The organism is Streptomyces sp. NPDC050619, from assembly GCF_040654815.1.
Lineage (GTDB): Bacteria > Actinomycetota > Actinomycetes > Streptomycetales > Streptomycetaceae > Streptomyces.
In genome coordinates this window covers 80,299-104,630 of the sequence record NZ_JBFAIR010000027.1, presented here as the reverse complement: position 1 = coordinate 104,630, position 24,332 = coordinate 80,299, and the positions used below count along the sequence as shown (strand labels likewise).

27 protein-coding genes and 1 riboswitch are annotated in these 24,332 nt (G+C 68.8%); of the genes, 9 read left to right on the top strand and 18 right to left on the bottom strand.

The features are described from left to right. Nucleotides 1–21: 21 nt before the first annotated feature. A complete protein-coding gene (locus tag AB0I77_RS35780) occupies nucleotides 22–594 on the top strand; it encodes a hypothetical protein (RefSeq protein WP_363286949.1) in 573 nt (190 codons plus the stop codon). Here the strand turns inward: AB0I77_RS35780 and AB0I77_RS35775 are convergent. From AB0I77_RS35775 to thrC, 6 genes are all read right to left on the bottom strand, one after another. Next, entirely contained in the window at nucleotides 591–1,448 is an 858-nt protein-coding gene (locus tag AB0I77_RS35775) for a metallophosphoesterase (RefSeq protein ID WP_363286948.1), read from the bottom strand. The two genes, AB0I77_RS35780 and AB0I77_RS35775, sit on opposite strands and share 4 nt — an antisense overlap. Before the next feature lie 28 nt (nucleotides 1,449–1,476). Next, nucleotides 1,477–2,607 carry an NADH:flavin oxidoreductase gene (locus tag AB0I77_RS35770; RefSeq protein ID WP_363286947.1) on the bottom strand — a complete coding sequence of 377 codons (1,131 nt, stop codon included), beginning with the start codon at nucleotides 2,605–2,607 and terminating at the stop codon, nucleotides 1,477–1,479. 210 nt (nucleotides 2,608–2,817) lie between these two features. Next, the gene (groL, locus tag AB0I77_RS35765) at nucleotides 2,818–4,443 is read right to left on the bottom strand and encodes a chaperonin GroEL (RefSeq protein ID WP_363286946.1); all 1,626 of its coding nucleotides are present in this window, start codon (nucleotides 4,441–4,443) and stop codon (nucleotides 2,818–2,820) included. Nucleotides 4,444–4,768: 325 nt separating this feature from the next. Then, on the bottom strand, nucleotides 4,769–4,975 hold the full coding sequence (locus AB0I77_RS35760) for a cold-shock protein (protein ID WP_007493268.1): 207 nt from the start codon (nucleotides 4,973–4,975) through the stop codon (nucleotides 4,769–4,771). A gap of 442 nt (nucleotides 4,976–5,417) precedes the next feature. Continuing rightward, on the bottom strand, nucleotides 5,418–5,693 hold the full coding sequence (locus AB0I77_RS35755; RefSeq protein WP_363286945.1) for a MoaD/ThiS family protein: 276 nt from the start codon (nucleotides 5,691–5,693) through the stop codon (nucleotides 5,418–5,420). A 112-nt stretch (nucleotides 5,694–5,805) separates the two neighbouring features. Then, nucleotides 5,806–7,104: a threonine synthase gene (thrC, locus tag AB0I77_RS35750; RefSeq protein WP_363286944.1), complete on the bottom strand. Its 1,299-nt coding sequence runs from the start codon at nucleotides 7,102–7,104 to the stop codon at nucleotides 5,806–5,808. An 18-nt stretch (nucleotides 7,105–7,122) separates the two neighbouring features. Further along, a riboswitch (SAM riboswitch) is annotated at nucleotides 7,123–7,263 on the bottom strand. A 187-nt stretch (nucleotides 7,264–7,450) separates the two neighbouring features. On the opposite strand from thrC, the gene AB0I77_RS35745 reads away from it, so the two are divergent. Then, on the top strand, nucleotides 7,451–8,395 hold the full coding sequence (locus AB0I77_RS35745) for a glucosyl-3-phosphoglycerate synthase (RefSeq protein WP_363286943.1): 945 nt from the start codon (nucleotides 7,451–7,453) through the stop codon (nucleotides 8,393–8,395). Between the two features lie 128 nt (nucleotides 8,396–8,523). After that, the gene (locus AB0I77_RS35740; protein WP_363286942.1) at nucleotides 8,524–9,945 is read left to right on the top strand and encodes a trehalose-6-phosphate synthase; all 1,422 of its coding nucleotides are present in this window, start codon (nucleotides 8,524–8,526) and stop codon (nucleotides 9,943–9,945) included. On the opposite strand, the gene otsB is transcribed toward AB0I77_RS35740, so the two are convergent. From otsB to AB0I77_RS35725, 3 genes are all read right to left on the bottom strand, one after another. Further along, nucleotides 9,946–10,803, bottom strand: coding sequence for a trehalose-phosphatase (gene otsB, locus AB0I77_RS35735; protein WP_363286941.1), 858 nt, complete (start codon nucleotides 10,801–10,803; stop codon nucleotides 9,946–9,948). Nucleotides 10,804–10,903: 100 nt separating this feature from the next. Next, nucleotides 10,904–11,134: a DUF3263 domain-containing protein gene (locus tag AB0I77_RS35730; RefSeq protein WP_363286940.1), complete on the bottom strand. Its 231-nt coding sequence runs from the start codon at nucleotides 11,132–11,134 to the stop codon at nucleotides 10,904–10,906. Between the two features lie 29 nt (nucleotides 11,135–11,163). Then, nucleotides 11,164–12,420, bottom strand: a complete 1,257-nt coding sequence (locus AB0I77_RS35725; RefSeq protein ID WP_363287006.1) for a sugar ABC transporter substrate-binding protein — start codon at nucleotides 12,418–12,420, stop codon at nucleotides 11,164–11,166. 146 nt (nucleotides 12,421–12,566) lie between these two features. Here AB0I77_RS35725 and AB0I77_RS35720 point away from each other — a divergent pair, with 146 nt between their 5' ends. The 3 genes from AB0I77_RS35720 to AB0I77_RS35710 all read left to right on the top strand — a co-directional run bounded on the left by AB0I77_RS35720 (nucleotide 12,567) and on the right by AB0I77_RS35710 (nucleotide 15,810). After that, entirely contained in the window at nucleotides 12,567–13,511 is a 945-nt protein-coding gene (locus AB0I77_RS35720) for an ROK family protein (RefSeq protein ID WP_363286939.1), read from the top strand. A gap of 35 nt (nucleotides 13,512–13,546) precedes the next feature. Further along, complete coding sequence (nagA, locus tag AB0I77_RS35715) at nucleotides 13,547–14,743, top strand: N-acetylglucosamine-6-phosphate deacetylase (RefSeq protein ID WP_363287005.1); 1,197 nt, start codon at nucleotides 13,547–13,549, stop codon at nucleotides 14,741–14,743. 137 nt (nucleotides 14,744–14,880) lie between these two features. Further along, nucleotides 14,881–15,810: a 1-phosphofructokinase family hexose kinase gene (locus AB0I77_RS35710; RefSeq protein ID WP_363286938.1), complete on the top strand. Its 930-nt coding sequence runs from the start codon at nucleotides 14,881–14,883 to the stop codon at nucleotides 15,808–15,810. Here the strand turns inward: AB0I77_RS35710 and AB0I77_RS35705 are convergent, their stop codons facing one another. Beyond that, nucleotides 15,811–16,770, bottom strand: coding sequence for a carbohydrate-binding protein (locus tag AB0I77_RS35705; RefSeq protein WP_363286937.1), 960 nt, complete (start codon nucleotides 16,768–16,770; stop codon nucleotides 15,811–15,813). 119 nt (nucleotides 16,771–16,889) lie between these two features. Then, entirely contained in the window at nucleotides 16,890–18,551 is a 1,662-nt protein-coding gene (cdgB, locus tag AB0I77_RS35700) for a diguanylate cyclase CdgB (RefSeq protein WP_363286936.1), read from the bottom strand. A 395-nt stretch (nucleotides 18,552–18,946) separates the two neighbouring features. Here cdgB and AB0I77_RS35695 point away from each other — a divergent pair, with 395 nt between their 5' ends. After that, complete coding sequence (locus tag AB0I77_RS35695) at nucleotides 18,947–19,525, top strand: flavin reductase family protein (protein ID WP_363286935.1); 579 nt, start codon at nucleotides 18,947–18,949, stop codon at nucleotides 19,523–19,525. A 30-nt stretch (nucleotides 19,526–19,555) separates the two neighbouring features. Here the strand turns inward: AB0I77_RS35695 and arfB are convergent, their stop codons facing one another. Beyond that, a complete protein-coding gene (arfB, locus tag AB0I77_RS35690; RefSeq protein ID WP_363286934.1) occupies nucleotides 19,556–19,993 on the bottom strand; it encodes an alternative ribosome rescue aminoacyl-tRNA hydrolase ArfB in 438 nt (145 codons plus the stop codon). A gap of 144 nt (nucleotides 19,994–20,137) precedes the next feature. On the opposite strand from arfB, the gene AB0I77_RS35685 reads away from it, so the two are divergent. Then, nucleotides 20,138–20,713 carry a TerD family protein gene (locus AB0I77_RS35685; RefSeq protein WP_356767674.1) on the top strand — a complete coding sequence of 192 codons (576 nt, stop codon included), beginning with the start codon at nucleotides 20,138–20,140 and terminating at the stop codon, nucleotides 20,711–20,713. Between the two features lie 72 nt (nucleotides 20,714–20,785). Here the strand turns inward: AB0I77_RS35685 and AB0I77_RS35680 are convergent, their stop codons facing one another. The 6 genes from AB0I77_RS35680 to AB0I77_RS35655 all read right to left on the bottom strand — a co-directional run bounded on the left by AB0I77_RS35680 (nucleotide 20,786) and on the right by AB0I77_RS35655 (nucleotide 23,577). Then, nucleotides 20,786–21,265 (bottom strand): hypothetical protein, encoded by a 480-nt coding sequence (locus tag AB0I77_RS35680; protein WP_363286933.1) that lies wholly within the window; start codon nucleotides 21,263–21,265, stop codon nucleotides 20,786–20,788. A gap of 113 nt (nucleotides 21,266–21,378) precedes the next feature. Beyond that, nucleotides 21,379–21,609 carry a DUF397 domain-containing protein gene (locus tag AB0I77_RS35675; RefSeq protein WP_363286932.1) on the bottom strand — a complete coding sequence of 77 codons (231 nt, stop codon included), beginning with the start codon at nucleotides 21,607–21,609 and terminating at the stop codon, nucleotides 21,379–21,381. A gap of 3 nt (nucleotides 21,610–21,612) precedes the next feature. Beyond that, nucleotides 21,613–21,864 carry a hypothetical protein gene (locus AB0I77_RS35670; RefSeq protein ID WP_363286930.1) on the bottom strand — a complete coding sequence of 84 codons (252 nt, stop codon included), beginning with the start codon at nucleotides 21,862–21,864 and terminating at the stop codon, nucleotides 21,613–21,615. 100 nt (nucleotides 21,865–21,964) lie between these two features. Continuing rightward, nucleotides 21,965–22,819, bottom strand: a complete 855-nt coding sequence (locus AB0I77_RS35665) for a helix-turn-helix transcriptional regulator (protein WP_363286929.1) — start codon at nucleotides 22,817–22,819, stop codon at nucleotides 21,965–21,967. Nucleotides 22,820–22,844: 25 nt separating this feature from the next. Beyond that, nucleotides 22,845–23,372, bottom strand: a complete 528-nt coding sequence (locus AB0I77_RS35660) for a DUF6879 family protein (protein ID WP_363286928.1) — start codon at nucleotides 23,370–23,372, stop codon at nucleotides 22,845–22,847. Next, entirely contained in the window at nucleotides 23,350–23,577 is a 228-nt protein-coding gene (locus AB0I77_RS35655) for a hypothetical protein (RefSeq protein WP_363286927.1), read from the bottom strand. The genes AB0I77_RS35660 and AB0I77_RS35655 overlap by 23 nt, the downstream gene beginning before the upstream one ends. 137 nt (nucleotides 23,578–23,714) lie before the next feature. On the opposite strand from AB0I77_RS35655, the gene AB0I77_RS35650 reads away from it, so the two are divergent. After that, nucleotides 23,715–24,326 (top strand): DUF5753 domain-containing protein, encoded by a 612-nt coding sequence (locus AB0I77_RS35650; RefSeq protein ID WP_363286926.1) that lies wholly within the window; start codon nucleotides 23,715–23,717, stop codon nucleotides 24,324–24,326. Nucleotides 24,327–24,332: the final 6 nt, after the last annotated feature.

Genomic DNA, 24,332 nt, shown 5'->3' with positions numbered 1-24,332 from the left:
CAAGAAGCGGAGCCCCACCCCATGAACCACGCCCAGCGCACCGCCCTAGGCCGAGCCCTCCGTCTCCTCGGCGAGCACGGCGACGCCCTCACCGGTGATACCCCCGACGCCAAGCTGCACGAAGTGAAGGCGGACATCAAGCGGGCCCTGGAGCTGCTGGACGACAGCGTCTCCGCGGCCGCTCCCACCACCCGGTGCGCAGAGCACCCCAACGGGCCCGTCGACGAGAACGCCCACGACCTCTGCCTGCTCTGCGAGACCCGGCGCCGGGCCGCCCGCCGTGCCGAGTACAACGGTCCCGCCGCATCGCGGCACCGGACCGCCGAACCCACGCCCTCCCGCTACGGCGTCCGCGAGGACCGGCCCCAGCCCCAGCAGCGCTGGCTGCCCGAGCTGTGGAACGGCCAGGATTGGCAGCTCTGCGGCACCCCGCGCCGCGACCGGCATGAGGCCGAGCTCTATCTCGCCGCCCAGCGCCGCGGGCCGCGCCCCGCCATGGCCTACCGCCTCGTGCACGAGTTCACCGACTATGAGGTGCTGCGGGTGTGGGGCACCCCGGTCAAGGTGGACATCGAGCCGCTGGGAAACCTCTAGCCCTCCCTTCGGATGATCGCCCGCGTCTGATCGCCGTCCAGCTCGTACACCGTCTCGTGCGCCCGCGGATCCCGCGCGTGGAACGTGTGGAACATCGGGCTCGCCGGCCCGCCCAGCTCCACCAGCGACGCCGAGGCGCCCCGCACCGCCCGCTCCGTCCCGGGCCGGGTCGTCAGGTCGACGCGGTTGACGACACCCGGCGTGACCCACACCGGCACCGACTCCAGCATCCCGAAGAGCTGGAGGTGGTAGTGCCCGGTGAGGATCACCCGTACGTCACTCCCCCGGATCGCCTCCGACAGCTCCCCCGGGTTGCGCAGCCCGAAGACCGGCTGGGTCGCCGACACGCGGAGACTGATCGGCGGGTGGTGGAAGGACAGCACGGTCCCCAGCGCCGAGGGTGTCTCCAACACACCCCGCAGCCAGTCCAGTTGAGCCTCGCCGATACGGCCGTACACCTTCCCCGGCACCAGCGAGTCCAGCGTCACGAACCGCCATGCCCCGACCGTGCTCACCGCCGCCCGCTCCGACGACTCCAGTACGGCGTCCGGCTTCGGGTGCCCGCTCCCCAGCACCTTGCCGAAGGCCACCCGCTCGTCGTGGTTGCCGGTCGTGTAGAACACGGGCGGGTCACCGAGACACCGCGCCAACTCCCCCACCAGCTCCCGTACGGCCGAATACGCCTCCACCGCCCCGTCGTCGGCGATGTCCCCGGTGACGACGACCGCGTCGACATCCCGCTGATGCCGCAGCTCGGCCAGCATCAGCCGCAGCGAATCGGTCGCGTTGACGCCCCGTGCGTTGGGGGCGTCGGTGCGCTCGATGTGAGTGTCCGAGAGATGAAGGATCCTCATCTCCCGGACACTACCGCCGTCTCAGGCCTCAGCTGAGGGACTTGAGCGCCGAAGCGTCGTACGGGGCCAGGTCTTCGAACCGGCCGTCCAGCACCTTCGCCGCCCACTCCGGGTCCTGGAGCAGCGCGCGGCCCACGGCGATCAGGTCGAACTCCTCCGACTCCAGGCGGTCGAGGAGGTCGTCGATGCCCTTGACCGGGGCGCCTTCGCCAGTGAAGCCCTTGATGAAGTCGCCGTCGAGGCCGACCGAGCCGACGGTGATGGCCGGCTTGCCGGTCAGCTTCTTCGTCCAGCCGGCCAGGTTGAGGTCCGAGCCGTCGAACTCCGGGAGCCAGTAGCGGCGGGTGGAGGCGTGGAAGGCGTCCACCCCGGCCGCGGCCAGCGGGGCGAGGACCGACTCCAGCTCCTCGGGGGTCTCGGCGAGCTTCGCGCCGTACGCCTCCTGCTTCCACTGCGAGTAGCGGAAGATCACCGGGAAGTCGGGCGAGACCGTCTCACGGACCGCCGCCACGATCTCCGCCACGAACTTCGTCCGGGCCACCGCGCTGCCGCCGTAGGCGTCCGGACGGCGGTTGGTGCCCGCCCACAGGAACTGGTCCAGGAGGTAGCCGTGGGCGCCGTGCAGCTCCACGCCGTCGAAGCCGATCCGCTCCGCCGCCGCGGCGGCCTCGGCGAACGCGCCGATGACGTCGTCCAGGTCCCGCTGGGTCATCGCCTTGCCGGTGGGCTCGTCGGCGCCGATGCGCAGGCCGGAGGGGCCGACGGCGGGCGCGTCCGCGTACGGCGGCTGGCCCTGCTCCCGCACCATGCCGATGTGCCACAGCTGCGGGACGATCCTGCCGCCCGCCGCGTGCACCTCCTCGGCGACCTTCGCCCAGCCCGCCAGCTGCTCCTCGCCGTGGAAGCGCGGGATGCTGTCGCTCTGCCCGGCCGACTCGTGGCCGACGTAGGTGCCCTCGGTGACGATCAGACCGACACCCGCGGCGGCACGGCGGGAGTAGTACGACGCCACGTCCGCGCCCGGGATGCCGCCCGGGGAGAACGCGCGGGTCATGGGCGCCATCGCGATGCGGTTCGGGACGGTAAGGCCGTTGATCGCGGTCGGCCGGGAGAGGATACGAGCCGCGCGGGAGGTGGACTCGGCGGTGGTGGCGGTCACGTGGGGAGCTCCAATTAACCAGGCGGTATGTGCATACGCATGTACGTTACACAGGTGCCAACTCACCCACCGGTCAAGGTATTCCGCCCGTGCTGTGATCCCGGGCACGCCCGAGGGCGGCACCCCCTGTCTCCAGGGAGTGCCGCCCTCGGTCTCTTACGACTACTGCTTACGACTACTGCTGCGATGAACCCGTGATCCTCGAAGGGATCAGAAGTCCATGTCACCGCCCGGCATGCCGCCGCCGGCCGGGGCAGCGCCCGCCTTCTCCGGCTTGTCGGCGATGACGGCCTCGGTGGTGAGGAACAGCGCGGCGATGGACGCGGCGTTCTGCAGAGCGGAACGCGTGACCTTCGCCGGGTCGATGATGCCCTCGGCGATCATGTCGACGTACTCGCCGGTCGCGGCGTTCAGGCCCCAGCCCACGGTGAGGTTGCGGACCTTCTCCACCACGACGCCGCCCTCGAGACCACCGTTGACGGCGATCTGCTTGAGCGGGGCCTCCAGGGCGAGCTTCACGGCGTTGGCGCCGGTCGCCTCGTCACCCGTCAGCTCCAGCTTCTCGAACACCGCGGTGGCCTGGAGCAGGGCCACGCCACCACCGGCGACGATGCCCTCCTCGACGGCCGCCTTCGCGTTGCGAACGGCGTCCTCGATGCGGTGCTTGCGCTCCTTGAGCTCGACCTCGGTGGCGGCACCGGCCTTGATGACCGCGACACCGCCGGCGAGCTTCGCCAGGCGCTCCTGGAGCTTCTCGCGGTCGTAGTCCGAGTCGCTGTTCTCGATCTCGGCGCGGATCTGGTTGACCCGGCCGTTGACCTGGTCCGAGGACCCGGCACCGTCGACGATGGTGGTCTCGTCCTTGGTGATGACGACCTTGCGGGCGCGGCCCAGGAGGTCCAGGGTCGCGTTCTCCAGCTTGAGGCCGACCTCCTCGGAGATGACCTCGCCGCCCGTGAGGATGGCGATGTCGCCGAGCATGGCCTTGCGGCGGTCACCGAAGCCCGGGGCCTTGACGGCGACGGACTTGAAGGTGCCGCGGATCTTGTTGACGACCAGGGTCGACAGGGCCTCGCCCTCGACGTCCTCGGCGATGATCAGCAGCGGCTTGCCCGACTGCATGACCTTCTCCAGGAGCGGGAGCAGGTCCTTGACCGAGCCGATCTTGGAGTTGGCGATCAGGATGTACGGGTCGTCGAGCGACGCCTCCATACGCTCCATGTCGGTGGCGAAGTACGCCGAGATGTAGCCCTTGTCGAAGCGCATACCCTCGGTGAGCTCGAGCTCCAGACCGAAGGTCTGGGACTCCTCGACGGTGATGACGCCTTCCTTGCCGACCTTGTCCATCGCCTCGGCGATGAGCTCGCCGATCTGGGTGTCGGCGGCGGAGATGGAGGCCGTCGAAGCGATCTGCTCCTTGGTCTCCACGTCCTTGGCCTGCTCCAGCAGGGCACCGGAGACGGCCTCGACGGCCTTCTCGATACCGCGCTTGAGGGCCATCGGGTTGGCGCCGGCGGCTACGTTACGCAGACCCTCCTTGACGAGGGCCTGGGCGAGAACGGTCGCCGTGGTCGTACCGTCGCCGGCGACGTCGTCCGTCTTCTTGGCGACTTCCTTGACCAGCTCGGCGCCGATCTTCTCGTACGGGTCCTCGAGCTCGATCTCCTTGGCGATGGAGACACCATCGTTGGTGATCGTGGGGGCGCCCCACTTCTTCTCGAGGACGACGTTGCGGCCCTTGGGGCCCAGCGTCACCTTGACGGCGTCCGCGAGCTGGTTCATGCCGCGCTCGAGGCCGCGCCGTGCCTCCTCGTCGAACGCGATGATCTTGGCCATGTGAAGTGGTCCTCCCGGACTGGGGTGGATTGCTCCGGACCGCGCTGGCGCCCGCGACGGACGGCTCGCCTGCCGGTGGTTCCTTGCCCCACCCGGCCTGCGGGCCTCACCGACCCGGTCCTCGTTGTCACTCTCACCTTCAGAGTGCTAACGCCAATGATTAGCACTCGCCCCTGCCGAGTGCAAGCGTGTCTCCGGGATCAGACCGGCCTCCGGGCACGCCGAGGGGCAGGGTCCGGGCATGTCGAAGGGCCCGCACCCCGGGAGGTGCGAGCCCTTCGCAAGAAGTACAGAAGAACGTCGTCGCTGTCAGTCGGCGCGTGCTTCAGCCGGTCGCCAGTCGGACCATGTCCGCCTGCGGCCCCTTCTGGCCCTGCGAGATCTCGAAATCGACTCGCTGACCTTCCTCCAGGGTGCGGTACCCGTCCATCTGGATGGCGCTGTAGTGGACGAAAACATCCGCACCACCGTCTACCGCGATGAAGCCGTACCCCTTCTCCGCGTTGAACCACTTGACGGTGCCCTGAGCCATGCCTAACTCCCCTATTACTGGCCCTTGCACAGATCCACACTTCGCGGATCCGGGTCAGACCTCACCCCCCCACATGGTTGGGGGCGTGCGCCGGAACGCGTCGACCGCGGCCGAATGTATCTGCCCAACTGCCCTCTGCAACAGGTCAATCAGACGAGAATTCAGGGCGCGGCCGGTCGGGAATGTACGGAGAATTCGGCCGAGTCCGGGGCAAGTCGGGCCCCACAAAGGGAACGAAAGGCGCAAAAGACCTGCACACTTTGGCTACTTCTCATCGCAAGCGGAGCCGGAACTCATATGTGCGCGCCATGCGAGAGGCAGCAGGTTCCCCAACTGTACCGTGCTCAACCATGCAGAATTGCCCCCTCCGCTTCTCTCACGGAGGGGGCAATTCGATGAACTCTTCGTAACCGGCATTACCGAGGGTAACAACCGGCCCCGGTCAGCCGCCGGCGACGGCCGGAATGATGGAGACGCCCGCACCGTCCGGGGTCACGGTCTCCAGACCCTGCTCGAACCGGACATCGTCATCGTTGACGTACACGTTGACGAACCGACGCAACTTGCCCTGATCGTCCAGGACCCGGGCGGCGATACCGGTGTGGTTCTTCTCCAGGTCGCTGATGACCTCGCCGAGGGTGGCGCCCTCGGCGGTCACCTCGGCCTGGCCACCCGTGTAGGTGCGGAGAATGGTGGGGATGCGGACTTTGACGCTCACGATGTGACCTCCGGTCAGGTGATGGGCTTAAGGGGCGCGGGGCTGTGTTGATTTGCGGCTACCGCCGCGTGGGCGCGACCAGCCCCCACCGGCCCGCAGTGTAAAGACGGCCTTACGCGAGCCCGGCTTCCCGGAACGACTCCAGGTTCGGACGAATGGTCGCGGTAAGCCCAGTCCCGGCCACCGCATCCAACGTCTTGAGCCCGTCGCCCGTGTTCAGCACGACGGTCGTCAACGTCGGATCCAGCGCCCCGGCCTCAAGAAGCTTCTTCGCCACCCCAACGGTCACCCCACCCGCCGTCTCAGCAAAAATCCCCTCAGTCCGAGCCAGCACCTTGATCGCGTCAACCACCTGCTCGTCGTTCACATCCTCCACCGCACCCCCGGTCCGCCGCGCGATGTCCAGCACGTACGGCCCGTCGGCCGGGTTGCCGATGGCCAGCGACTTGGCGATGGTGTTCGGCTTCTGCGGGCGGACGACGTCGTGGCCGGCCTTGAAGGCGACGGACACCGGCGAGCACCCCTCGGCCTGGGCGCCGAAGATCTTGTAGGGCTTGTCCTCGACGAGCCCGAGCTCGATCAGCTCCTTCAGCCCCTTGTCGATCTTCGTGAGCTGCGAGCCGGAGGCGATCGGGATGACCAGCTGGTCGGGCAGCTGCCAGCCGAGCTGCTCGCAGATCTCGTACGCCAGCGTCTTGGAGCCCTCGGCGTAGTACGGCCGCAGGTTGACGTTGACGAAGCCCCAGCCCTCGCCGGCCGGGTCGCCGATCAGCTCGGAGCAGAAGCGGTTCACGTCGTCGTAGTTGCCCTCGATGCCGACGAGCTCGCCGCCGTAGATCGCGGCCATGACGACCTTGCCCTGCTCCAGGTCGTGCGGGATGAACACACAGGAGCGGAAGCCGGCCCGCGCGGCGGCGGCGCCGACGGCACCGGCGAGGTTGCCCGTGGAGGAGCAGGAGAGGGTGGTGAAGTCGAAGGCGCGGGCGGCCTCGATGGCCTGGGCGACCACGCGGTCCTTGAAGGAGTGCGTCGGGTTGCCGGAGTCGTCCTTGATGAAGAGCTTGCCGGAGTCGACGCCCAGCTCGCGCGCGAGGTTGTCGGCCTTGACGAGCTTGGTCCAGCCGGGGTTGATGTTCGGCTTGGTCGCCACGTCCGCGGGGACGGGCAGCAGCGGCGCGTAGCGCCAGATGTTCGCGGGGCCCGCTTCGATCCGCTTCCGGAGCTCCTCGGTGTCGTAGGCCGAGAAGTCGTACGCGATTTCCAGCGGACCGAAACACTCCTCGCACGCGAAGACCGGACCGAGGGGTACTCGGTGACCGCACTCGCGGCAGCTCAGCGCCGCGGCGGGGCCGAGGTCGACGGGGGAGTTCGCGGAGGTGTCCGTGGTGCTTGCAACTGTCTGCGCAACCATGTGAGGCGAGGCCCTTTCTCCTCATCTTCCTCACGACGCACTTCGCCGTGAGACGGATTTGGCACCTTCCCTAGTCGGGAGCCTCGCTGGTGACGAGAACCGACTGGAGGGTTGCCGGGGCTTCATCGGGCCGTATCCCTCTGCCCCTCTGGATGAGCGGTATGAAGTTGTTGATCGTTGAAACGCAATGGTGACCCTGACATGCGATGGTCATCAGCGTTGTTCAAGACTGTAACCGAAGGCCAGCACAGTTGAGATAGCCGTCCGAACCGCGAGATGGATCACATCGTCCGCCAGAGACCTTGGATCACACGCTCGCCGAGAGAACGCAGAGGAGCCGCGCACTGTGCTGAACGAAGTCGAGCGTTGGCTGAGCACCCGCTCCTGGTCGAAGACCGATCGCCCGCTCCACAAGATCCTGGCCGCCAAACGTACCTCGGGCCAATCGGTCAGCGTCGTGCTGCCCGCGCTCAATGAAGAGGAGACGGTCGGTGACATCGTCGCCGTGATCCGTCACGACCTCATGCAACAGGTCCCGCTCGTCGACGAGATCGTCGTCGTCGACTCGGGATCGACCGACCGTACCTCCGAAGTGGCCGCCGCCGCGGGGGCCCGGGTCGTCCACCGCGACGACATCCTGCCCCGCCTACCGGCCGTACCCGGCAAGGGCGAGGTCCTGTGGCGCTCCCTTCTGGTCACCAGCGGTGACATCGTCTGCTTCATCGACGCGGACCTGAAGGAGTTCTCCTCGGACTTCGTCTCCGGGATCGTGGGCCCGCTGCTCACCGACCCCGGGGTCGACCTGGTCAAGGGGATGTACGACCGTCCGCTGCGCGGTGCGGCGGGCCAGGGCGGCCGGGTCACCGAACTGATGGCCCGCCCGCTGCTGAACATGCACTGGCCGCAGCTGGCCGGTTTCGTGCAGCCGCTCGGCGGCGAGTACGCGGCCCGCCGCTCGCTGCTGGAACAGCTTCCCTTCCCGGTCGGGTACGGGGTGGAGCTGGGCATGCTGGTCGACGCCCTGCACCTGGTGGGCCTCGATGCGATGGCTCAGGTCGACATCGGGGTGCGCAAGCACCGCCACCAGGACGGGCAGGCGCTGGGCCGCATGTCCGCCGCGATCTACCGCACGGCCCAGCTGCGGCTGGCCCGCGGGCACCTGATCCGGCCCTCCATCACCCAGTTCGAGCGGAGCGAGGACGGCTTCGAGCCGCGCACCTACTCCGTGGACACGGAGGAGCGGCCGCCGATGGTGGACATCGCGGAGTACGCGGAGCGAAAGGTGGCCTGACGGGCGCGAAGGGTGGCCTGAGGGACGCGTGACGCGGCCGTATTCCGCCTGCTCACGGGCTGTATACGGCCGCTCACACAAGGCACCCGTACGTTTGAGCGTTTCCGGGCCGGGCTAAGTTGTGGCGTATGGCTTCCACGCACGGTGTCGGCAGTGCTCAAGTGCTCGTCGCGTCCAATCGCGGCCCGGTTTCGTACGCGGTGCGCGAGGACGGCTCGCTCCACGCCAAGCGGGGTGGCGGCGGGCTGGTCTCGGGCCTCTCGGCGATCGGGCCGGACGCGGGCGCCCTGTGGGTGTGCTCGGCGCTGGGCGACGGCGACCGGGAGGCGGTGCGGCGCGGGGTCGGCGAGGCCGGCGTACGGATGCTGGACATCCCGGCGGATGTGCACGCCGACGCCTACAACGGCATCGCCAACTCCGTGCTGTGGTTCGTCCACCACATGATCTACCAGACCCCGCTGGAGCCGGTCTTCGACGCGGAGTTCCGGCGGCAGTGGGCGTCGTACGAGAGCTACAACCGCGCCTTCGCCGAGGCGCTGGCCGAGGAGGCCGGCGAGGGGGCGGCGGTGCTGGTGCAGGACTACCACCTGTGCCTGGTCCCGGGCATGCTCCGCGCGCTCCGCCCCGACCTGAGGATCAGCCACTTCTCGCACACGCCGTGGGCGCCGGTGGACTACTTCGCCCTGCTCCCCGACGACATCCGCTCCCAGCTGCTGCACGGCATGCTCGCCGCGGACCGGCTGGGCTTCCTCACCCGGCGCTGGGCGGACGCGTTCACCGCGTGCGCCGCGAAGTTCGCCGAGGGCCCGTGGCAGACCCTGGTCGACGTGCACGGCCTCGGCGCCGACGCCGACTTCCTGCGCGCCCGCTCCCACGAGGCGGACGTCGAGGAGCGCATCACGGCGCTGCGGGCGGAGATCGGCACGGCCCCCGAAGGCGCCGCCCGCAAGGCGATCGTCCGGGTCGACCGCACCGAGCTGTCGAAGAACATCGTGCGCGGCCTGCTGGCGTACCGGGAGCTGCTCGACACCCGCCCGGAGTGGCGCGAGCGCGTGGTGCACGTGGCGTTCGCCTACCCGTCGCGGCAGGACCTGGCGGTCTACCGCGACTACATGGTCGAGGTGCAGCGCGTTGCGGAGGAGATCAACGAGCGGTACGGCACTCCGGACTGGACCCCGGTCCTGCTGCACCTCAAGGACGACTTCGCCCGCTCCCTGGCCGCGTACCGCCTCGCCGACGTGGCCCTGGTCAACCCCATCCGGGACGGTATGAACCTGGTCGCGAAGGAGATGCCGGTCGTCTCCGACGCGGGCTGCGCGCTGGTGCTGTCGCGGGAGGCGGGGGCGTTCTGGGAGCTGGGCGACGAAGCGTTCGTGGTGAACCCCTACGACATCCTGGAGACGGCCCGCGCGCTGCATGACGCGCTGACCATGGGCCCGGGAGAACGGGCGGAGCGCACCAAGAGACTGGCGGTGGCCGCGACCGCGCTGCCTCCGGCCCAGTGGTTCCTGGAGCAGTTGCAGGCGTTGAGGGACGTTCAGCCCAGCTGATCAGCTCAGTTGATCCGCGAGCGCTCGCAGTAGGCCTACGACGCCGGCGGGCCCGTCGACGACGAGGTCCGCGCGCTCCCTCAGCTCGGTGACCTCGTCGCTGCCGCTGCACACCAGCAGTCCCGGGGTGCCGTCGGAGCGGAGTTTGTCGACGGCGGCGAACGCGGGCAGGTCGCCGAGGTCGTCGCCTGCGTAGAGGACGGACTCGGCGGAGATCTCGCGGGCGTATTCGAGCAGGGCGACGCCCTTGTCCATGCCGGGCGGCCGCAGTTCCAGGACCATCCGGCCGGGTTCGACGATCAGTCCGTGCCGGGCGGCCAGATCGGTGAGGGGAGCGCGCAGGGCCTCGAAGGCGGCCTGCGGATCGGTGGCCCGGCGGGTGTGCACGGCGACCGCCCGGCCCTTCTCCTCGATCCAGGTGCCCTGCCAGGCGCCGATCCGGTCGAGGAAGCCGGGCAGCTCGGCGCGGACGGCGGCGACGCCGGGGTGCGGGGCGGGGGCGTTGACGGTGCCGGAGACGGCGTCCCAGCGTTCGGCGCCGTAATGGCCGAGGACGACGAGGTGTTCCAGACCGGGGACGCCGGCGAAGCCGCCGTTGCGCACCGCGACACCGGCCGGGCGCCCGGTGACCACCGCGACGGCGGCGACCTTCGGGGCGAGCGCGGCGAGCGCGGACACCGCTTCCGGGTGCGCCCGGGCCTGCTCGGGGTCCGCCACGATGGGCGCGAGCGTCCCGTCGAAGTCGAGCGCGATCACCGCGTTGGCAGGGCGCGCGAGGATGGCGTTGAGTCCGTCGCACCCGGCGGGGGTGGTGGGGGTGGGGTGGTTCGGGTCCGTGGAGTCCGTATGGCTGCCCATAGGTGGGACTTTAAACCCACCGAGACGGGTGGTGGGTGGGCATAGGCCGGGGGTCTGGGGGCGGAGCCCCCAGGAACGCCAGCACCGGCGCCGGGTAACTTCACCGCTCCCCCCGCCGCACCTCCCGCACCCTCCGCAACCGATTCACCGTAACCGGATCAAACGCCAACGCCCGCTCGTCATCCAGCAGAGCATTCAGCAACTGGTAATACCGCACAGGCGCCAACCCCAGCTCCTCCCGTATCGCCCGCTCCTTCGCCCCGGGCCCACTGAAGCCACGCCGTTCCAACGCGAGAATGTCCTGTTCCCTGCGCCCCAGTTCCTGGTCCATATCGGCACGCTAACAGCGCCGACAGTCCCCTACTCCGAGCTCTGCGCCGTATAAGCCGTCGCCTGGAGCTGACCCAGCACCCCCGCCGGACTGCCGTTCGCGGCGACGGCCTGCCCGATCCGCTGCTTGATGTCCGCGCTGACCCGGGCCCAGGAGGTCTGCCCCACGGGATACAGCTCGGAGACGGGCAGCTCGGCCAGGAACGGCTTGAGGTCCGCGTCCTCCTTCGCCGTGCTCATGACGCCGGAGGCGGAGTTGGTCACCGGCAGCAGGTCGTACTCACGGGAGAAGCCGAGCACGTTCTTCTCGCTGTACACGAAGTCGAGGAAGTCGCCGATCTGCTCGGCATGGCCGTTCTGCTTGAAGGCGGTCATCCAGTCGGCGACGCCCATGGAGACCTTGCTCTGACCGTCCGGCCCGGGCATCGGCACCATGCCGAACGTCACGCCCTTCTTCGCGGCCATCTTCATCAGCGAGGGATGCCCGTTGACCATGCCGACGTCACCGTTCGTGAACGCGCTGAACGCGGCGGCCCGGTTGAGCTTGCCGGGGGCGACCGGTCCGGTCAGACCCTTGCCGACGAGTTCGTCCTTGAGCCAGTTGAAGGTGTCGACGTTCTCCCTGGAGTCGATGGAGTAGGTGCCGAGGGTCTCGGTGTAGCCGCCCCCGCCGCTGAGCAGCCACTGCATCGTCTCGGCCTGCGCCTCCTCCGGCCCGAGGGGCAGCGCGTACGGGTATTTCACACCGTCCGCCTTCAGCGCCCCGGCGTCCGCGGCCAGCTCGTCCCAGGTCTTCGGCGCGGTCAGGCCGGCGTCGGCGAAGAGCTTCTTGTTGTAGAAGAGCACGCGCGTGGAGGCGGCGAAGGGGATGCCGTACTGCACGCCCTTGACCTGTCCCGCGCTCGCGAGCTGGGCGACGAAGTCGGCCTGGACGGGGATGGAGAGCAAGTCGTCGGCCGAGTAGAGGAGGCCCTTGTCCGCGTAGCCCGCGTACGAGCCGGTCTGCGCCATGTCGGGCGCCTTGCCGGCGTCGACCATCTCCTGGACCTTGCGGTCGACGTCGTTCCAGGAGTAGACGCTCACGTCGATCTTCACGCCGGAGTGCTGGGACTCGTACTCCTTGACGAGCGCGTCCCAGTACTTCTGCGAGCTGTTCGACGCGCTGTCGCCGTAATCGGCGGCGACCAGCTTCAGCGTCGTCTCTCCGCCGGAAGCACCGGAGCCACCGGTGGCTCCGCAGCCGCCCAGGACCGCCGTCAGGCCCAGTGCGGCGGCCACCGCCGTGATCGTTAAAGCCCTACGCCGCTGCACTGTCAACCGCCCCACATCAGTGATCGAGAGCATCGAAAGGTCATACATATTACCGAGAAACAAGGTCTACACCCCACGAGTGGACTAGACCTCTCGTGGGTCCCCGGGCCACACTGTCCCTCGTGAGACATGTCATCGCCCTCGATGTGGGCGGCACCGGAATGAAGGCCGCCCTGGTCGGAGCGGAGGGCAGGCTGCTGCACCGGGCCCGCCGCGCCACCGGGCGCGAGCGCGGGCCGGACGCGGTCGTCGAGGCAATCCTCGACTTCGCCGCCGAGCTGCGCGCGTACGGCGCCGAGCACCTCGGCGAGAGCGCGGCCGCGGCCGGCGTGGCCGTCCCCGGCATCGTCGACGAGGAGCGGGGCATCGCCTCCTACTCGGCCAACCTCGGCTGGCGCGACGTACCCCTGCGCGAACTGCTCGCCGCGAGGCTCGGCGGCGTCCCGGTCGCCCTCGGCCACGACGTCCGCACCGGCGGCCTCGCGGAGGGCCGGATCGGCGCGGGCCAGGGCGCCGACCGCTTCCTGTTCGTGCCGCTGGGCACCGGCATCGCGGGCGCCATCGGCATCGGCGGCCGGGTGGAGGCGGGCGCCCACGGCTTCGCGGGCGAGATCGGCCACATCGTCGTGCGGCCCCAGGGCGCCCCCTGTCCGTGCGGGCAGCGCGGCTGCCTGGAGCGCTACGCGTCGGCGGCGGCGGTGAGCGAGGCATGGGCGGCGGCCTCGGGCGACCCGGCGGCGGACGCGGCGGACTGCGCCAAGGCCGTCACATCCGGCGACCCGAACGCCCTACGGGTATGGCAGAACGCCGTCGACGCACTCGCCGACGGCCTGCTCACCGCCCTCACCCTGCTGGACCCACGCACCCTGATCATCGGTGGCGGCCTCGCCGAGGCAGGAGAAACCTTGTTCACACCACTACGGGACGCCGTCCGCCAACGCATCACCTTCCAGAAACTGCCGTCCATCGTCCCGGCGGCTCTGGGAGACACGGCGGGGTGCCTCGGTGCGGGCCTCCTGGCCTGGGATCTCCTCGACTCAACCAACCGCACGGAGGTAGCGACCTGATGGCAACCCCCCCAGGGGCGCGGGACAGCGCCGATATGCGGCTCCGCCGCGGGGCGCGACAAGCCACGACGCACCCGCACCCCGCAACGGCCAGAACCCCCCTGTCGCTCTCCGGCGCCCACGTAGTCCTCCCCACCGGAACGGTCAAGAACGGCCAACTGGTCATCGAGGGCACCCGCATCACCGGCACAGCCCCAGAAAACGCCCAGGTCATCAACGCAGAAGGCCACTGGCTGGTCCCCGGCTTCGTAGACATCCACAACCACGGCGGAGGCGGCTCCTCCTTCTCCGGCACAGCCGAGGACGCCCAAAAAGCCATCCACACCCACCGCACCCACGGCACCACCACCCTCCTCGCCTCCACCGTCACCGACGACATGGACATCCTGGTCAAGCAGGCCGGCCTCCTGTCCGAGCTGGCCGAGCAGGGCGACCTCGCCGGGATCCACTTCGAGGGGCCGTTCATCTCGCCGTGCCGCAAGGGCGCGCACTCCGAGGAACTGCTGCGCGACCCGGACCCGGCGGAGGTGCGCAAGCTGATCGACGCGGCGCGGGGCAAGGCGAAGATGGTGACGCTGGCCACCGAGCTGCCCGGCGGCATCGACTCCGTACGGCTGCTCGCGGAACACGGCGTGATCGCGGCGATCGGGCACACGGACGCGACGTACGAGCAGACGGTGGCGGCGATCGACGCGGGCGCGACGGTCGCGACCCACCTCTTCAACGCCATGCCGCAGATCGGCCACCGCGCGCCCGGCCCCATCGCCGCGCTCCTGGAGGACGAGCGGATCACGGTCGAGCTGATCAACGACGGCACGCACCTGCACCCCGCCTCGCTCCAGCTGGCGTTCCATCACGCGGGCGCGGACCGGGTGGCGTTCATCACGGACGCGATGGACGCGGCCGGCTTCGGCGACGGCCGTTATGTGCTCGGCCCGCTGGAAGTGGAGGTGGCCGACGGCGTGGCACGCCTCGTGGAAGGCGGCTCGATCGCGGGCTCCACGCTCACCCTGGACCGCGCGTTCCAGCGGGCGGTGACGATCGACGGCCTGCCGGTGGAGGACGTGGTGGCCGCCCTGTCCGCCAACCCGGCGCGGCTGCTGGGCATGGACGACACCGTCGGCTCCCTGGAGCCCGGCAAGGACGCCGACCTGGTGCTGCTGGACGCCGACTTCGCGCTGAAGGGCGTGATGCGCCGGGGAGAATGGGTGGTCGATCCCCAACTGGGGTGATCTGTCCGTCTGTTGAGGACGGCGGTTGTCCTGCGAGACTGGGAGGACCGCCGTCCGTTTGGCATGATCACCCCTCCGGACGGTCAGTCAGACAGACGGCCGGCGCGCCACGCACCAACTCGGGGGAGGTCGGCCCGTTGATCCTCACGGTCACGCTGAACACCGCTCTCGACATCACCTACCGCGTACGGTCCCTGCGCCCGCACGCCTCCCACCGCGTCACGGACGTGGCGGAGCGGCCGGGCGGCAAGGGCCTGAACGTGGCCCGCGTACTCGCGGCCCTCGGGCACGAGGTCACGGTCACCGGCTTCACGGGCGGCGCCACCGGGCGGGCCGTACAGGAGCACCTCACGGGCACGCCGGAGGTGGTGGACGCACTGGTCCCGGTCGACGGCTCGACCCGGCGCACCATCGCCGTCGTGGACGACCGGACCGGCGACACGACCCAGCTCAACGAGCCCGGCCCGACGGTCACGCCGGCCGAGTGGTCCGCCTTCCAGGAGGCGTACGACGACCTGATCGCGTCGGCATCGGCGGTGGCCCTGTGCGGCAGCCTGCCGCCGGGGGTGCCGGTGGGGGCGTACGCGGGGCTGATCCGTACGGCGAAGGCGGCGGGGGTGCCCGTACTGCTGGACACCAGCGGTGAGCCGCTGCGGCGCGGTGTGGCGGCCCGCCCGGACATCGTCAAACCGAACGCCGACGAACTGGCTGAACTGACCGGCTCCCACGAGCCGGTACGCGCCACGCAGGACGCCCGCCGCCGAGGCGCCCGGGCCGTCGTCGCCTCACTGGGCGCCGAGGGCCTCCTCGCGGCGACCTCAGAGGGCCGCTGGCGCGCCACCCCGCCCGCCAGTGTCCACGGCAACCCCACGGGCGCCGGCGACTCGACGGTCGCGGGCCTGCTGTCGGGATTGGTGGAGCGCCTGCCGTGGCCGGACCGACTCGCCCGGGCGGTCGCACTGTCGGCGGCTACGGTGCTGGCGCCGGTGGCGGGGGAGTTCGACCGGGGGGCGTACGAGGAGCTGGTGGGGCGGGTGGCGGTGACGGGGGACGTCAGCGCGGCGTGATCAGGACTTGACCCAGCCCTTGACCAGCCACATCTGGTCGAGGAGGGCGTCGCACTGGTTGCCCTGCTCGCAGGAGACCTTGATCGTGTTGGTGCCCTTGTTGAGCTCGACGTAGTTGTAGGTGCGCGTCCAGCCCTTCTCGTAGTCGCCCTCGCCGGCACCCGCGTAGTTCTTCAGGTCGACCGGCGAGGTGGAGACCTTGTCGTTGACCGTCAGGGTGGCGTTGGCGTCCTTGCCGGGGACGCTGTAGCCGACGTACACGGAGTACTTGCCGCCCTCGGGAATGTTCTTGACGGTCCAGGTGACCGAGGCGCCGACCTTGTTGAAACCGGTGACGTAGAAACCGCCGTCTGCCTTGGCGCCCTTGACGTCGGACGCGGTGGTGGAGCCGCCGCCGAGCAGCAGAGCCTTCGCGTCGATGGTCGGCAGGTCTTCCTCGCTCGCCGCGCTGTTGCTGTTCGACGGGCTCGGCTCCGAGCTCTGCGAGGTCGTCGGCCCGCTGGACGCCTCGTTGTCGCTCGCGTTGTCGTCGCCGCTGCCGTTCATCATCGCCACGCCGATGCCGATCACGACCGCCGCGACCACCGCGATCGCGCCGATCAGCAGGCCCTTGGTGTTGGGGCCCTGGCCGCGCCCGCCGCCGTTGCCGCCGTACGACTGCTGCTGGGTGGTGGGGCCGCCGCCGCCCGGGAAGGTCTCGGGCGCGGCGTAGTGGGCGTTCGGCTGGGCGTAGCCACCCTGCTGCGGCGGGACCTGGCCGGGCGGAGCGCCGGCCGGCGCCTGCTGCTGCCCCTGCCCGTACTGCCGCTGGCCGACCGCCCGCACCCGGTTGACGGAGTTCGGGTAGCCGTAACCGCCACCGGACGGCGGCTGGGCCCCGTTGGCCTGCCCGTCCGCGTAGAGATAGCCGAACGGGTCGTCGTCCTCGGGCGTGGTCGCCTCGTTGTTGCCGGACGTCATCCCTTGGTCTCCTCAGCAGGTGCGGTACAGATGCGATGGGGTGGTGAGAAGGGCGAGCCTACCCGCTCCTGACGGCCCAAACGGGTGACTCGGATCGCATCGGCTCGCTGACCTGGGGGTTACCCCGCGCGTCTGTGTTGTTTGGGACGCGATCGTTTCTCGACGTACATCCGCTCGTCAGCGGATTTCAACACCTCGTCCGCCGTCATCCCGCAGTGCGCCCAGCCGATGCCGAAACTGGCGCCGACTCGCACGGCCCGTCCGTCGACCCGGATCGGCTGGATGATCTCGTTGCGCAGACGTACGGCGAGGTCCTGGGCGTCGGCCCGGCCGAGTCCGTCGGCCAGCACGACGAACTCGTCGCCGCCGAGCCGGGCCACCGTGTCGCCGTCGCGCACGCCCCCGGACAGCCGCCGCGCGACCTCGATGAGGACCGCGTCCCCGGCGTTGTGCCCGAACCGGTCGTTGATCGACTTGAAGCCGTCGAGGTCGCAGAAGAGAACCGCGAGCCCCTTGGCGCCGTCGTCGAGGTCACCCTCAGGAGCGACGGTGTGCACATGGTGGTCGTAGGCGTCGTACGCCTGCGTGCCCGACCGGAAGTCGAAGCCCTGGCCGTTCGTCTCGACGACGGCGGAGTGGCCGTAGGCCGCGTCGACGGTTTCGAGGGCGCCCGCGTGGGCGGGACGCTGCTGGCACAGGCGCGCGGAGAGGCGGGAGCGCAGTTCGGCCGAGTTCGGCAGGCCGGTGAGCGAGTCGTGGGAGGCGCGGTGGGCGAGCTGGAGCTCGCGGCGCTTGCGCTCCTCGATGTCCTCGACGTGGGTGAGGAGGAAGCGGGGCCCGTCGGCGGCGTCGGCGACGACGGAGTTCCGCAGGGACACCCAGACGTAGCTGCCGTCGCGGCGGCCGAGGCGCAGCTCGGCCCGACCGCCTTCCGCCGAGGTGCGCAGCAGCGTGCCTATGTCCTCGGGGTGGACCAGGTCGGAGAAGGAGTAGCGGCGCATCGCGGAGGCGGGGCGGCCCAGCAGCCGGCACAGGGCGTCGTTGGTGCGCAGGATCCGGCCGTGCTGGTCGCCGCCCATCTCGGCGATGGCCATGCCGGAGGGGGCGTACTCGAAGGCCTGCCGGAAGCTTTCCTCACTGGCGCGCAGGGCCTGCTGGTCCCTTTCGAGCCTGACCAGTGCGCGCTGCATGTTGGCGCGAAGCCGCGCGTTGCTGATCGCGATGGCGGCCTGAAAGGCGTACATCTGGAGCGCTTCCCGCCCCCAGGCACCGGGCCGGCGGCCGTTGCGCGGCCGGTCCACGGAGAGCACGCCGATCAGCTCGCCGCTCACGCCGCCGGGCGGGCCGGGCGCGTACATCGGCGCGAAGAGCCGGTCCGAGGGATGCCATTCGTCCTCGAAGCGGGGCGCGGGGCCGTCGGTGTACCACTGCGGTACGTCGTCGTCGTCGAGGACCCAGCCCTCGGTGTGGGGTATGTAGATGAGGCCGCCGCCCCAGTGCTCGCCCATGCCCAGGCGGCGGTCCCAGGACTCGCGGGAGCCGACTCGGCCGGTGATCAGTGCCTCGGCGGCGGCGTTGCCGGAGAAGGCGGCGACCACGAGGTCGCCGTCGGGGCGTACGAGATTGACGCACGCGAGTTCGTACCCGAGGGCCTGGACCACGCCGTCGGAGACTGTCTGTAGTGTGTCCGCCAGGCTACGGGCCGTGTTCATATCGGCCATGACCTGGTGCAACTGTCGCAGGGACGCAAGACGGACGTAGGGTTCCGACTCGGTCTCCATCGCTCGCCCTCCCCCCGAGACCTCGCAGCGAATCAAGGGTTCTCATCGGCGTATCGTCCTAGCAGCTTCCCGCCACTGAATCACAGCGCGCTGCCCACTCGGTACACAGGGTCAACAATTAGTACCTCTTGTGACTCAAGTCACAGCTAAAGATGAACAATTGAGTGGGGTTTCTGCGTTTTCCCTGTGCGTTTACTGAACGCAAACTTTGTACGGATGTGGGGCGGATGGAACGGGTGGATTGGATGGAACGGATGTGGAGACGCCGCAGCCGGCGCGGATCGTAGACAGCCCGCAACCAGACCGTACACGCGTGCCTCGGCCCAGAGTCCTAGGTCCGGCCTCCGTCCGGGGCCCGATGCGGCGCGCGCGGACCGGAGATTAGCGTTCCCGGCGTGCCGAACACTCCCGCTGTCACGTCCCCCGCCCTCCCCGCGCCCGGGCATGCTGAGGGGGTGAGCAACGACGAATTCCGCGCCGCCCTGTCCCGACTGGCCGCGGGCGTGGTCCTGGTGACCGCGCGGGAGGCGTCACTCGACCCGGACGATCCCCAGGCGCCGACCAGCGAGGACGTCGGCATGACGGCGACGTCGTTCATGTCGGTCTCACTGGACCCGCCCCTGGTGCTGGTCAGCCTCCGCGAGGGCTCCCGCATGGACGACCTGCTCGACGAACAGCCCCTGTGGGCCGTCTCCGTCCTCTCCGAGAGCCAACGGCACATCGCCGGCCGCTTCGCCATGAAGGGCCGCATCAGCGACCGCCTGCTCTTCGAGGACATCCCGTACGTCCGCGGCGCGGCCACCGGCGCTCCCCTGGTGGGCGGCGCCCTCGCCACCCTGGAGTGCCGCACGGAACAGCGCGTATCGGCCGGCGACCACACCCTGGTGATCGGCCGCGTCCTGACGGCGTCCGTACCGAGCGCGGACGGGGGGCCGCTGGCGTATTTCCGGGGGCGGTACCGGCAGTTGGGCTGACCGTGGGTGTGCTGTGACGGGCCGGGGTGCTCAGCCCCAGTCCCGCCCCGTCCGGCCCCTCTTCGTCTGCGAGCGCTGCTTCTTCTCCCGGAGCCGGCGTTCGTTGATGCCGCGCGGGATGCGGGTCGGCCTGCGGGGCGCGGGCGGGGGCGCGCTGGCCTCGGCGAGGAGCGCCGCCAGGCGTACGGCGGCGGTCTCGCGGTTGCGCCACTGGGAGCGGTGCTCGGAGGCGCGGACGGTGACGACCCCGTCGACCAGCCGTCCGGCCAGCCGCTGGAGCGCCCGCCGCTTCCACACCTCGGGCAGCGCCTCGGTGCGCGCGAGGTCGAAGCGGAGCTCCACGGACGTGTCGGTGGTGTTGACGTGTTGCCCGCCCGGCCCGGACGACCGCGAGAAACGCCACATGAGCTCGGCCTCGGGAAGCGAGACGGAGCCGCGGATGACATGGGGACCGGACATGCCCACCATGGTCGCTCGGCTGACCCGTCCACGTCACGCGAAATATGGAGGTAAAGAAAGTAAAGACACCTGGAACCTGTGTAACCCCCTCGGCGTTCATAGGGGTAGCTGTAGCTTCATCCCGTACGTCTAACGATGGAAGGACTCCCAACAATGGCTGTAAGCCTGTCCAAGGGTGGCAACGTCTCGCTGACCAAGGAGGCTCCGGGCCTGACCGCCGTCACCGTGGGCCTCGGCTGGGACGTCCGCACCACCACCGGCACGGACTTCGACCTCGACGCTTCGGCGATCGCGGTCAACCCGCAGGGCAAGGTCTACTCCGACGGCCACTTCGTCTTCTTCAACAACAAGCAGACGCCGGACCAGACCATCGTCCACACCGGTGACAACCGCACCGGCGAGGGCGCGGGCGACGACGAGGCGATCAACGTCAACCTGGCGGGCCTCCCCGCCGACGTCGACAAGATCGTCTTCCCGGTGTCCATCTACGACGCCGAGAACCGCTCGCAGAACTTCGGCCAGGTGCGCAACGCCTACATCCGCATCGTCAACCAGGCCGGCGGCACCGAGATCGCCCGCTACGACCTCTCGGAGGACGCGGCCACGGAAACGGCCATGGTCTTCGGCGAGCTCTACCGCAACGGCGCGGAGTGGAAGTTCCGCGCGGTCGGCCAGGGGTATGCCTCTGGTCTGGTGGGCATCGCGCAGGACTTCGGTGTGAGCGTCTGAGGTTCGCCGACTGTCGACGGAGCCCCGGTCAGCTGACCGGGGCTCCGTCGCGTCGCGCACCTCCGTCACGCTTCATCTCCACTGTGGAGCAGGGCACGGCAGATCGGGCGCGGCACGGTTCGGTGAGCAGGTGACCAGAGCCAGAGAGAGGTACGAGGGACGGTCCAGGTAAAAGCCCAGGGATACATCACCACCCCACTCCAGCCGCTCGGCGGCGGAGTGGACGAGCAGTGCCGGCTTGGCTGTGTCACGCTCCGCCTCGGACGAGAATCGGGGCGCATACTCGGCCAGCCGCTCCCCGAGCCAGGCCGCCGCCTCCTTGGGTTCCTCCCACGTGCCACGGATTACAGAGTCCGGCTTCATCAGCCAGAACGCTGTTTCCAGTGGCGGCAGATCAGAGGTGGGGAATTCCGCGACCACCTCGCGGTACCGCTGGATCAGTTCCGGCCTGCTTCCCGGAGGGGGCGGCTCGGGATGCGGGGGCCGTCGTAGTGCCTCTTGGTCGAAGCGTTGTTTCGGGCCCGTCCACAGATAGCCATGGTGGTGCTGCAACAGTCGTCCCGATGGGCTCGGATGTGAATCGGATATGACTCGGATGTGAGAGGCACCAGTCGGCCCTACCCCGGTGATGAAGGGGGAGGGCCAGGGCCGACCGGTGGGGAGGATCAGGCCGACAGGCCGAACCGGGTGGGGTCGATACCGGCCGCGTCAAGCTCAGCCGTGGTGAACCTCAGCGGTTCCACGTCCGGGTTCTTGCTGTCGCCGAGGGCCCAGGCATCTGAGCCGAGCCGGGCCAGCGTCACGCAGGATTCCCCGTCCGGATGGGTATTGCCACCGCACGCCTTCGAAAACTCGGCATGTCCGATGGGGATGCGGTACAGGTCGATTCCACGCATGGATCACCTCTCTGAGAGCTCGTGCAGCACGGATCTGTCGCTGCCCATGGCCTGGGCCAGGCAGTCAGCGAGAAGCTCTGCCTCGGAAGGCAGCAGAACCATCTCTACGTCCGCAATGTGCCGACCGTTCTTCGTCAGCCAGATGGGAATGCGAATGCTGTCGTCGTCACCCTTGTAGGCAGGACGACTCGGGATAGGGTCCATACGCCACCCACGGGCGACCGGTTGTTGTTCCGGCTTCGATGTGATGGCCATGTCGGTCCCCTGTGCTGCGCATCGGTTGCGGCTGACGATGCACAGAGCGTCGCGCCAGACAGCGCGGCCCTCCAACGAGCTTCTACACACTTGCACCGATTCACTCGAGCAGGTCGATGGCAGAAGTGATCAACTTCCTTGCCTGGGCTCCATAGACCGCGATGCCCGCCAATTCGGCGAATGTCCTCACGTACTCGGTGATCCCGGCCGGTTGGCGCACGTTGAGATGCGCGCTGACCAGCTCCACACCGACCTGCTCATCGTCGAAGATCGAGAAGGACTCGGTCGGCCAGGCACGCCCACGGGGAACGCCCATCGGAATGATGCCAAGACTCACAGAGGGCAATGACGCAGCAGTAATGAGCCGACCGAGCTGAGCAGCCATGATCTCGCCATCGCCGATGACCGTGCGAAGAACCCACTCTTCGACGAGAAACGCGAATCGGCGGCCAGCAGAATGGAGAAGGTACTGGCGCGCCATCCTCGCGGCCACGGCATCAGCAACGTCCCCTGGAGCCTCTCGAAGTGAGGCGACCGTCTCCAGCACCATGCCGGTGTAGCTGGAGGTCTGCAGCAACCCGGGGACGACCCACGACTGGTAGAAGCGGAACCGATGTGTTCGCTCGTACAGCGGCAGGACGGATTCCTGCACATGCTTCAGACCCGCACGCTCCAGGCGCCGCCAGTCGACATACATTTCCTCTATGCCGCGAGCCGTGGCAATCAGCTCTGAAGCCTGGTCCTCAGCGCCGCAAACACCGACCCAGACGCGAATGTCCATGTCCGAAGGGAGAGTTACACCATTCTCGATACGTGAGGACTTGGACTCATGCCAGCCGGCCCGAGCGGCCAGCGCCCGTGCCGTTTTGAACCCTGCCGCCTGACGGATCTCTCGAAGCCGCTTGCCCAGGGTCTTGCGTGCTTCCTGGACGGCCGAGGAAGGTGAAGGATTCAATTGAAGTACTCGCTACTGCGCTCAGTCAGGACAACCGGTATTTCTCATGCGGGACAGCCCGCTCCCACACGGCTTCGAAAGCCTCCGCGCACAGCTGGACCACGGCTGGATTCGCCGTACGCTCCTCATCACCCTCAGGCGAGAGCTCACCGTCCCCTGTGAAGTGCAGGAACACCACGAAGCTGTCGTCGAACAGCCAGAAGTCGTTCCCCGGGAGCGCGAGATCCGAGGCCCGACGCCGAGGAAGCCAGCGAACCTGCTCGCCCGCCTCAACGTTTCCAACTGTCACGTGATGTTCGAAGCGAATGTAGTCCGTGACCGGCTCGGAGACGATCCGAGCCCGGCGCACCACGACTCCTCGACCGATGATCTCCCGCATCAGAGCCAGCCAGGAGCTGCTCTGCTGGTCCAGGTAGCGGGACTCTTCACGAGCTCCCTCACGCCAGGCGATGTACTCAGGATCCGACTGCATATAGCCGTCCCGCATCTCAAGATGCACCGCAGAGCGCTTGGCCAGCCGGAACAGTTCCTCAAACGTGGGTTCCTCCGTCACCGTTCACCTCCGGGAAAAACTGCATCATGCGTTTGGGGATCTCGACAACGGTCTCGTGACCCGGCAGATCAAGCTGCGACAGCCGCTCGCCGTCCAGCACTTTCCAGCCCTGGACCAGATAGTTGTCGGTCTCGTCGTCGTAGTACACGGTCGGGGACTTGCCCTCCGGCGATTCAGGGTCCTTGCCCAGCAGGTGCAGAGCCATGGCTTCCTCCATGCTCGTGGGCCGACGATCTACAGCTCCGAGCTTGCACTTGACTCGCCCGCTCACGCACTGAACTTGCAGACACTTGCACCGTCTTAAGGTTCCATCCAGCCCCGGTGGTGGGGAGGCTTCCCGACATGACGAAGCCCAGGCAACCGCATGACAAGTGGGACGAACTGCTCCACGCGGGGACCGGTCCGGTTCAGGACGAGTTCCTGGAACTGGTTCGCAGGACCAGGGACTCCCGCCACTACTGCAACAACATCGTCTGGGGGAACCTCCAGACCGCCGACTACGCCCGAGCCGTCTTCCAGCGCGTAATCGACTTTCATGAGATCCCTGACGACGTCGAGGCCGGTGTGGTACGCCGAACGGCCCGCGCCCAGTTCATTGGGCAGGACGGCCGTACGTACCACACCCTGCTCAGCGAACAGGCTCTGCGGACGAACCTCGGCGGAACAGGGGTCATGCGAGGCCAACTCGCGCACCTTCTCGCGGCCCTGGAACTGCCAGGGCTCCAGCTGGGTGTCATTCCGGCGCGAGCAGAGCTCGCCCTGTACCCAGGGCACTCGTTCTCGATCTTTGACGGAGCGCAGGTCGGGGTCGAGACGTTCTCCGCCGGCCTCAACGTCACGGCCGAGGACGAAGTCGCCGTGTACGAGAAGGCGTTTGCCATGCTTGAGCGGTCGGCGGTCTATGGTCAGGAGGCAAGGAGCCTGATCGAGACAGAGTTGCACGCCATCTCCTGACTGATC

Excerpts from the sequence above, each read along its gene's own strand:
- AB0I77_RS35780 (WP_363286949.1), top strand. The coding sequence starts at position 22 with ATGAACCACGCCCAGCGCACCGCCCTAGGCCGAGCCCTCCGTCTCCTC.
- AB0I77_RS35775 (WP_363286948.1), bottom strand. The coding sequence starts at position 1,448 with ATGAGGATCCTTCATCTCTCGGACACTCACATCGAGCGCACCGACGCC.
- groL (WP_363286946.1), bottom strand. The coding sequence starts at position 4,443 with ATGGCCAAGATCATCGCGTTCGACGAGGAGGCACGGCGCGGCCTCGAG.
- AB0I77_RS35760 (WP_007493268.1), bottom strand. The coding sequence starts at position 4,975 with ATGGCTCAGGGCACCGTCAAGTGGTTCAACGCGGAGAAGGGGTACGGC.
- thrC (WP_363286944.1), bottom strand. The coding sequence starts at position 7,104 with ATGGTTGCGCAGACAGTTGCAAGCACCACGGACACCTCCGCGAACTCC.
- AB0I77_RS35740 (WP_363286942.1), top strand. The coding sequence starts at position 8,524 with ATGGCTTCCACGCACGGTGTCGGCAGTGCTCAAGTGCTCGTCGCGTCC.
- otsB (WP_363286941.1), bottom strand. The coding sequence starts at position 10,803 with ATGGGCAGCCATACGGACTCCACGGACCCGAACCACCCCACCCCCACC.
- AB0I77_RS35730 (WP_363286940.1), bottom strand. The coding sequence starts at position 11,134 with ATGGACCAGGAACTGGGGCGCAGGGAACAGGACATTCTCGCGTTGGAA.
- nagA (WP_363287005.1), top strand. The coding sequence starts at position 13,547 with ATGCGGCTCCGCCGCGGGGCGCGACAAGCCACGACGCACCCGCACCCC.
- AB0I77_RS35705 (WP_363286937.1), bottom strand. The coding sequence starts at position 16,770 with ATGACGTCCGGCAACAACGAGGCGACCACGCCCGAGGACGACGACCCG.
- cdgB (WP_363286936.1), bottom strand. The coding sequence starts at position 18,551 with ATGGAGACCGAGTCGGAACCCTACGTCCGTCTTGCGTCCCTGCGACAG.
- arfB (WP_363286934.1), bottom strand. The coding sequence starts at position 19,993 with ATGGTGGGCATGTCCGGTCCCCATGTCATCCGCGGCTCCGTCTCGCTT.
- AB0I77_RS35685 (WP_356767674.1), top strand. The coding sequence starts at position 20,138 with ATGGCTGTAAGCCTGTCCAAGGGTGGCAACGTCTCGCTGACCAAGGAG.
- AB0I77_RS35675 (WP_363286932.1), bottom strand. The coding sequence starts at position 21,609 with ATGCGTGGAATCGACCTGTACCGCATCCCCATCGGACATGCCGAGTTT.
- AB0I77_RS35670 (WP_363286930.1), bottom strand. The coding sequence starts at position 21,864 with ATGGCCATCACATCGAAGCCGGAACAACAACCGGTCGCCCGTGGGTGG.
- AB0I77_RS35655 (WP_363286927.1), bottom strand. The coding sequence starts at position 23,577 with ATGGCTCTGCACCTGCTGGGCAAGGACCCTGAATCGCCGGAGGGCAAG.
- AB0I77_RS35650 (WP_363286926.1), top strand. The coding sequence starts at position 23,715 with ATGACGAAGCCCAGGCAACCGCATGACAAGTGGGACGAACTGCTCCAC.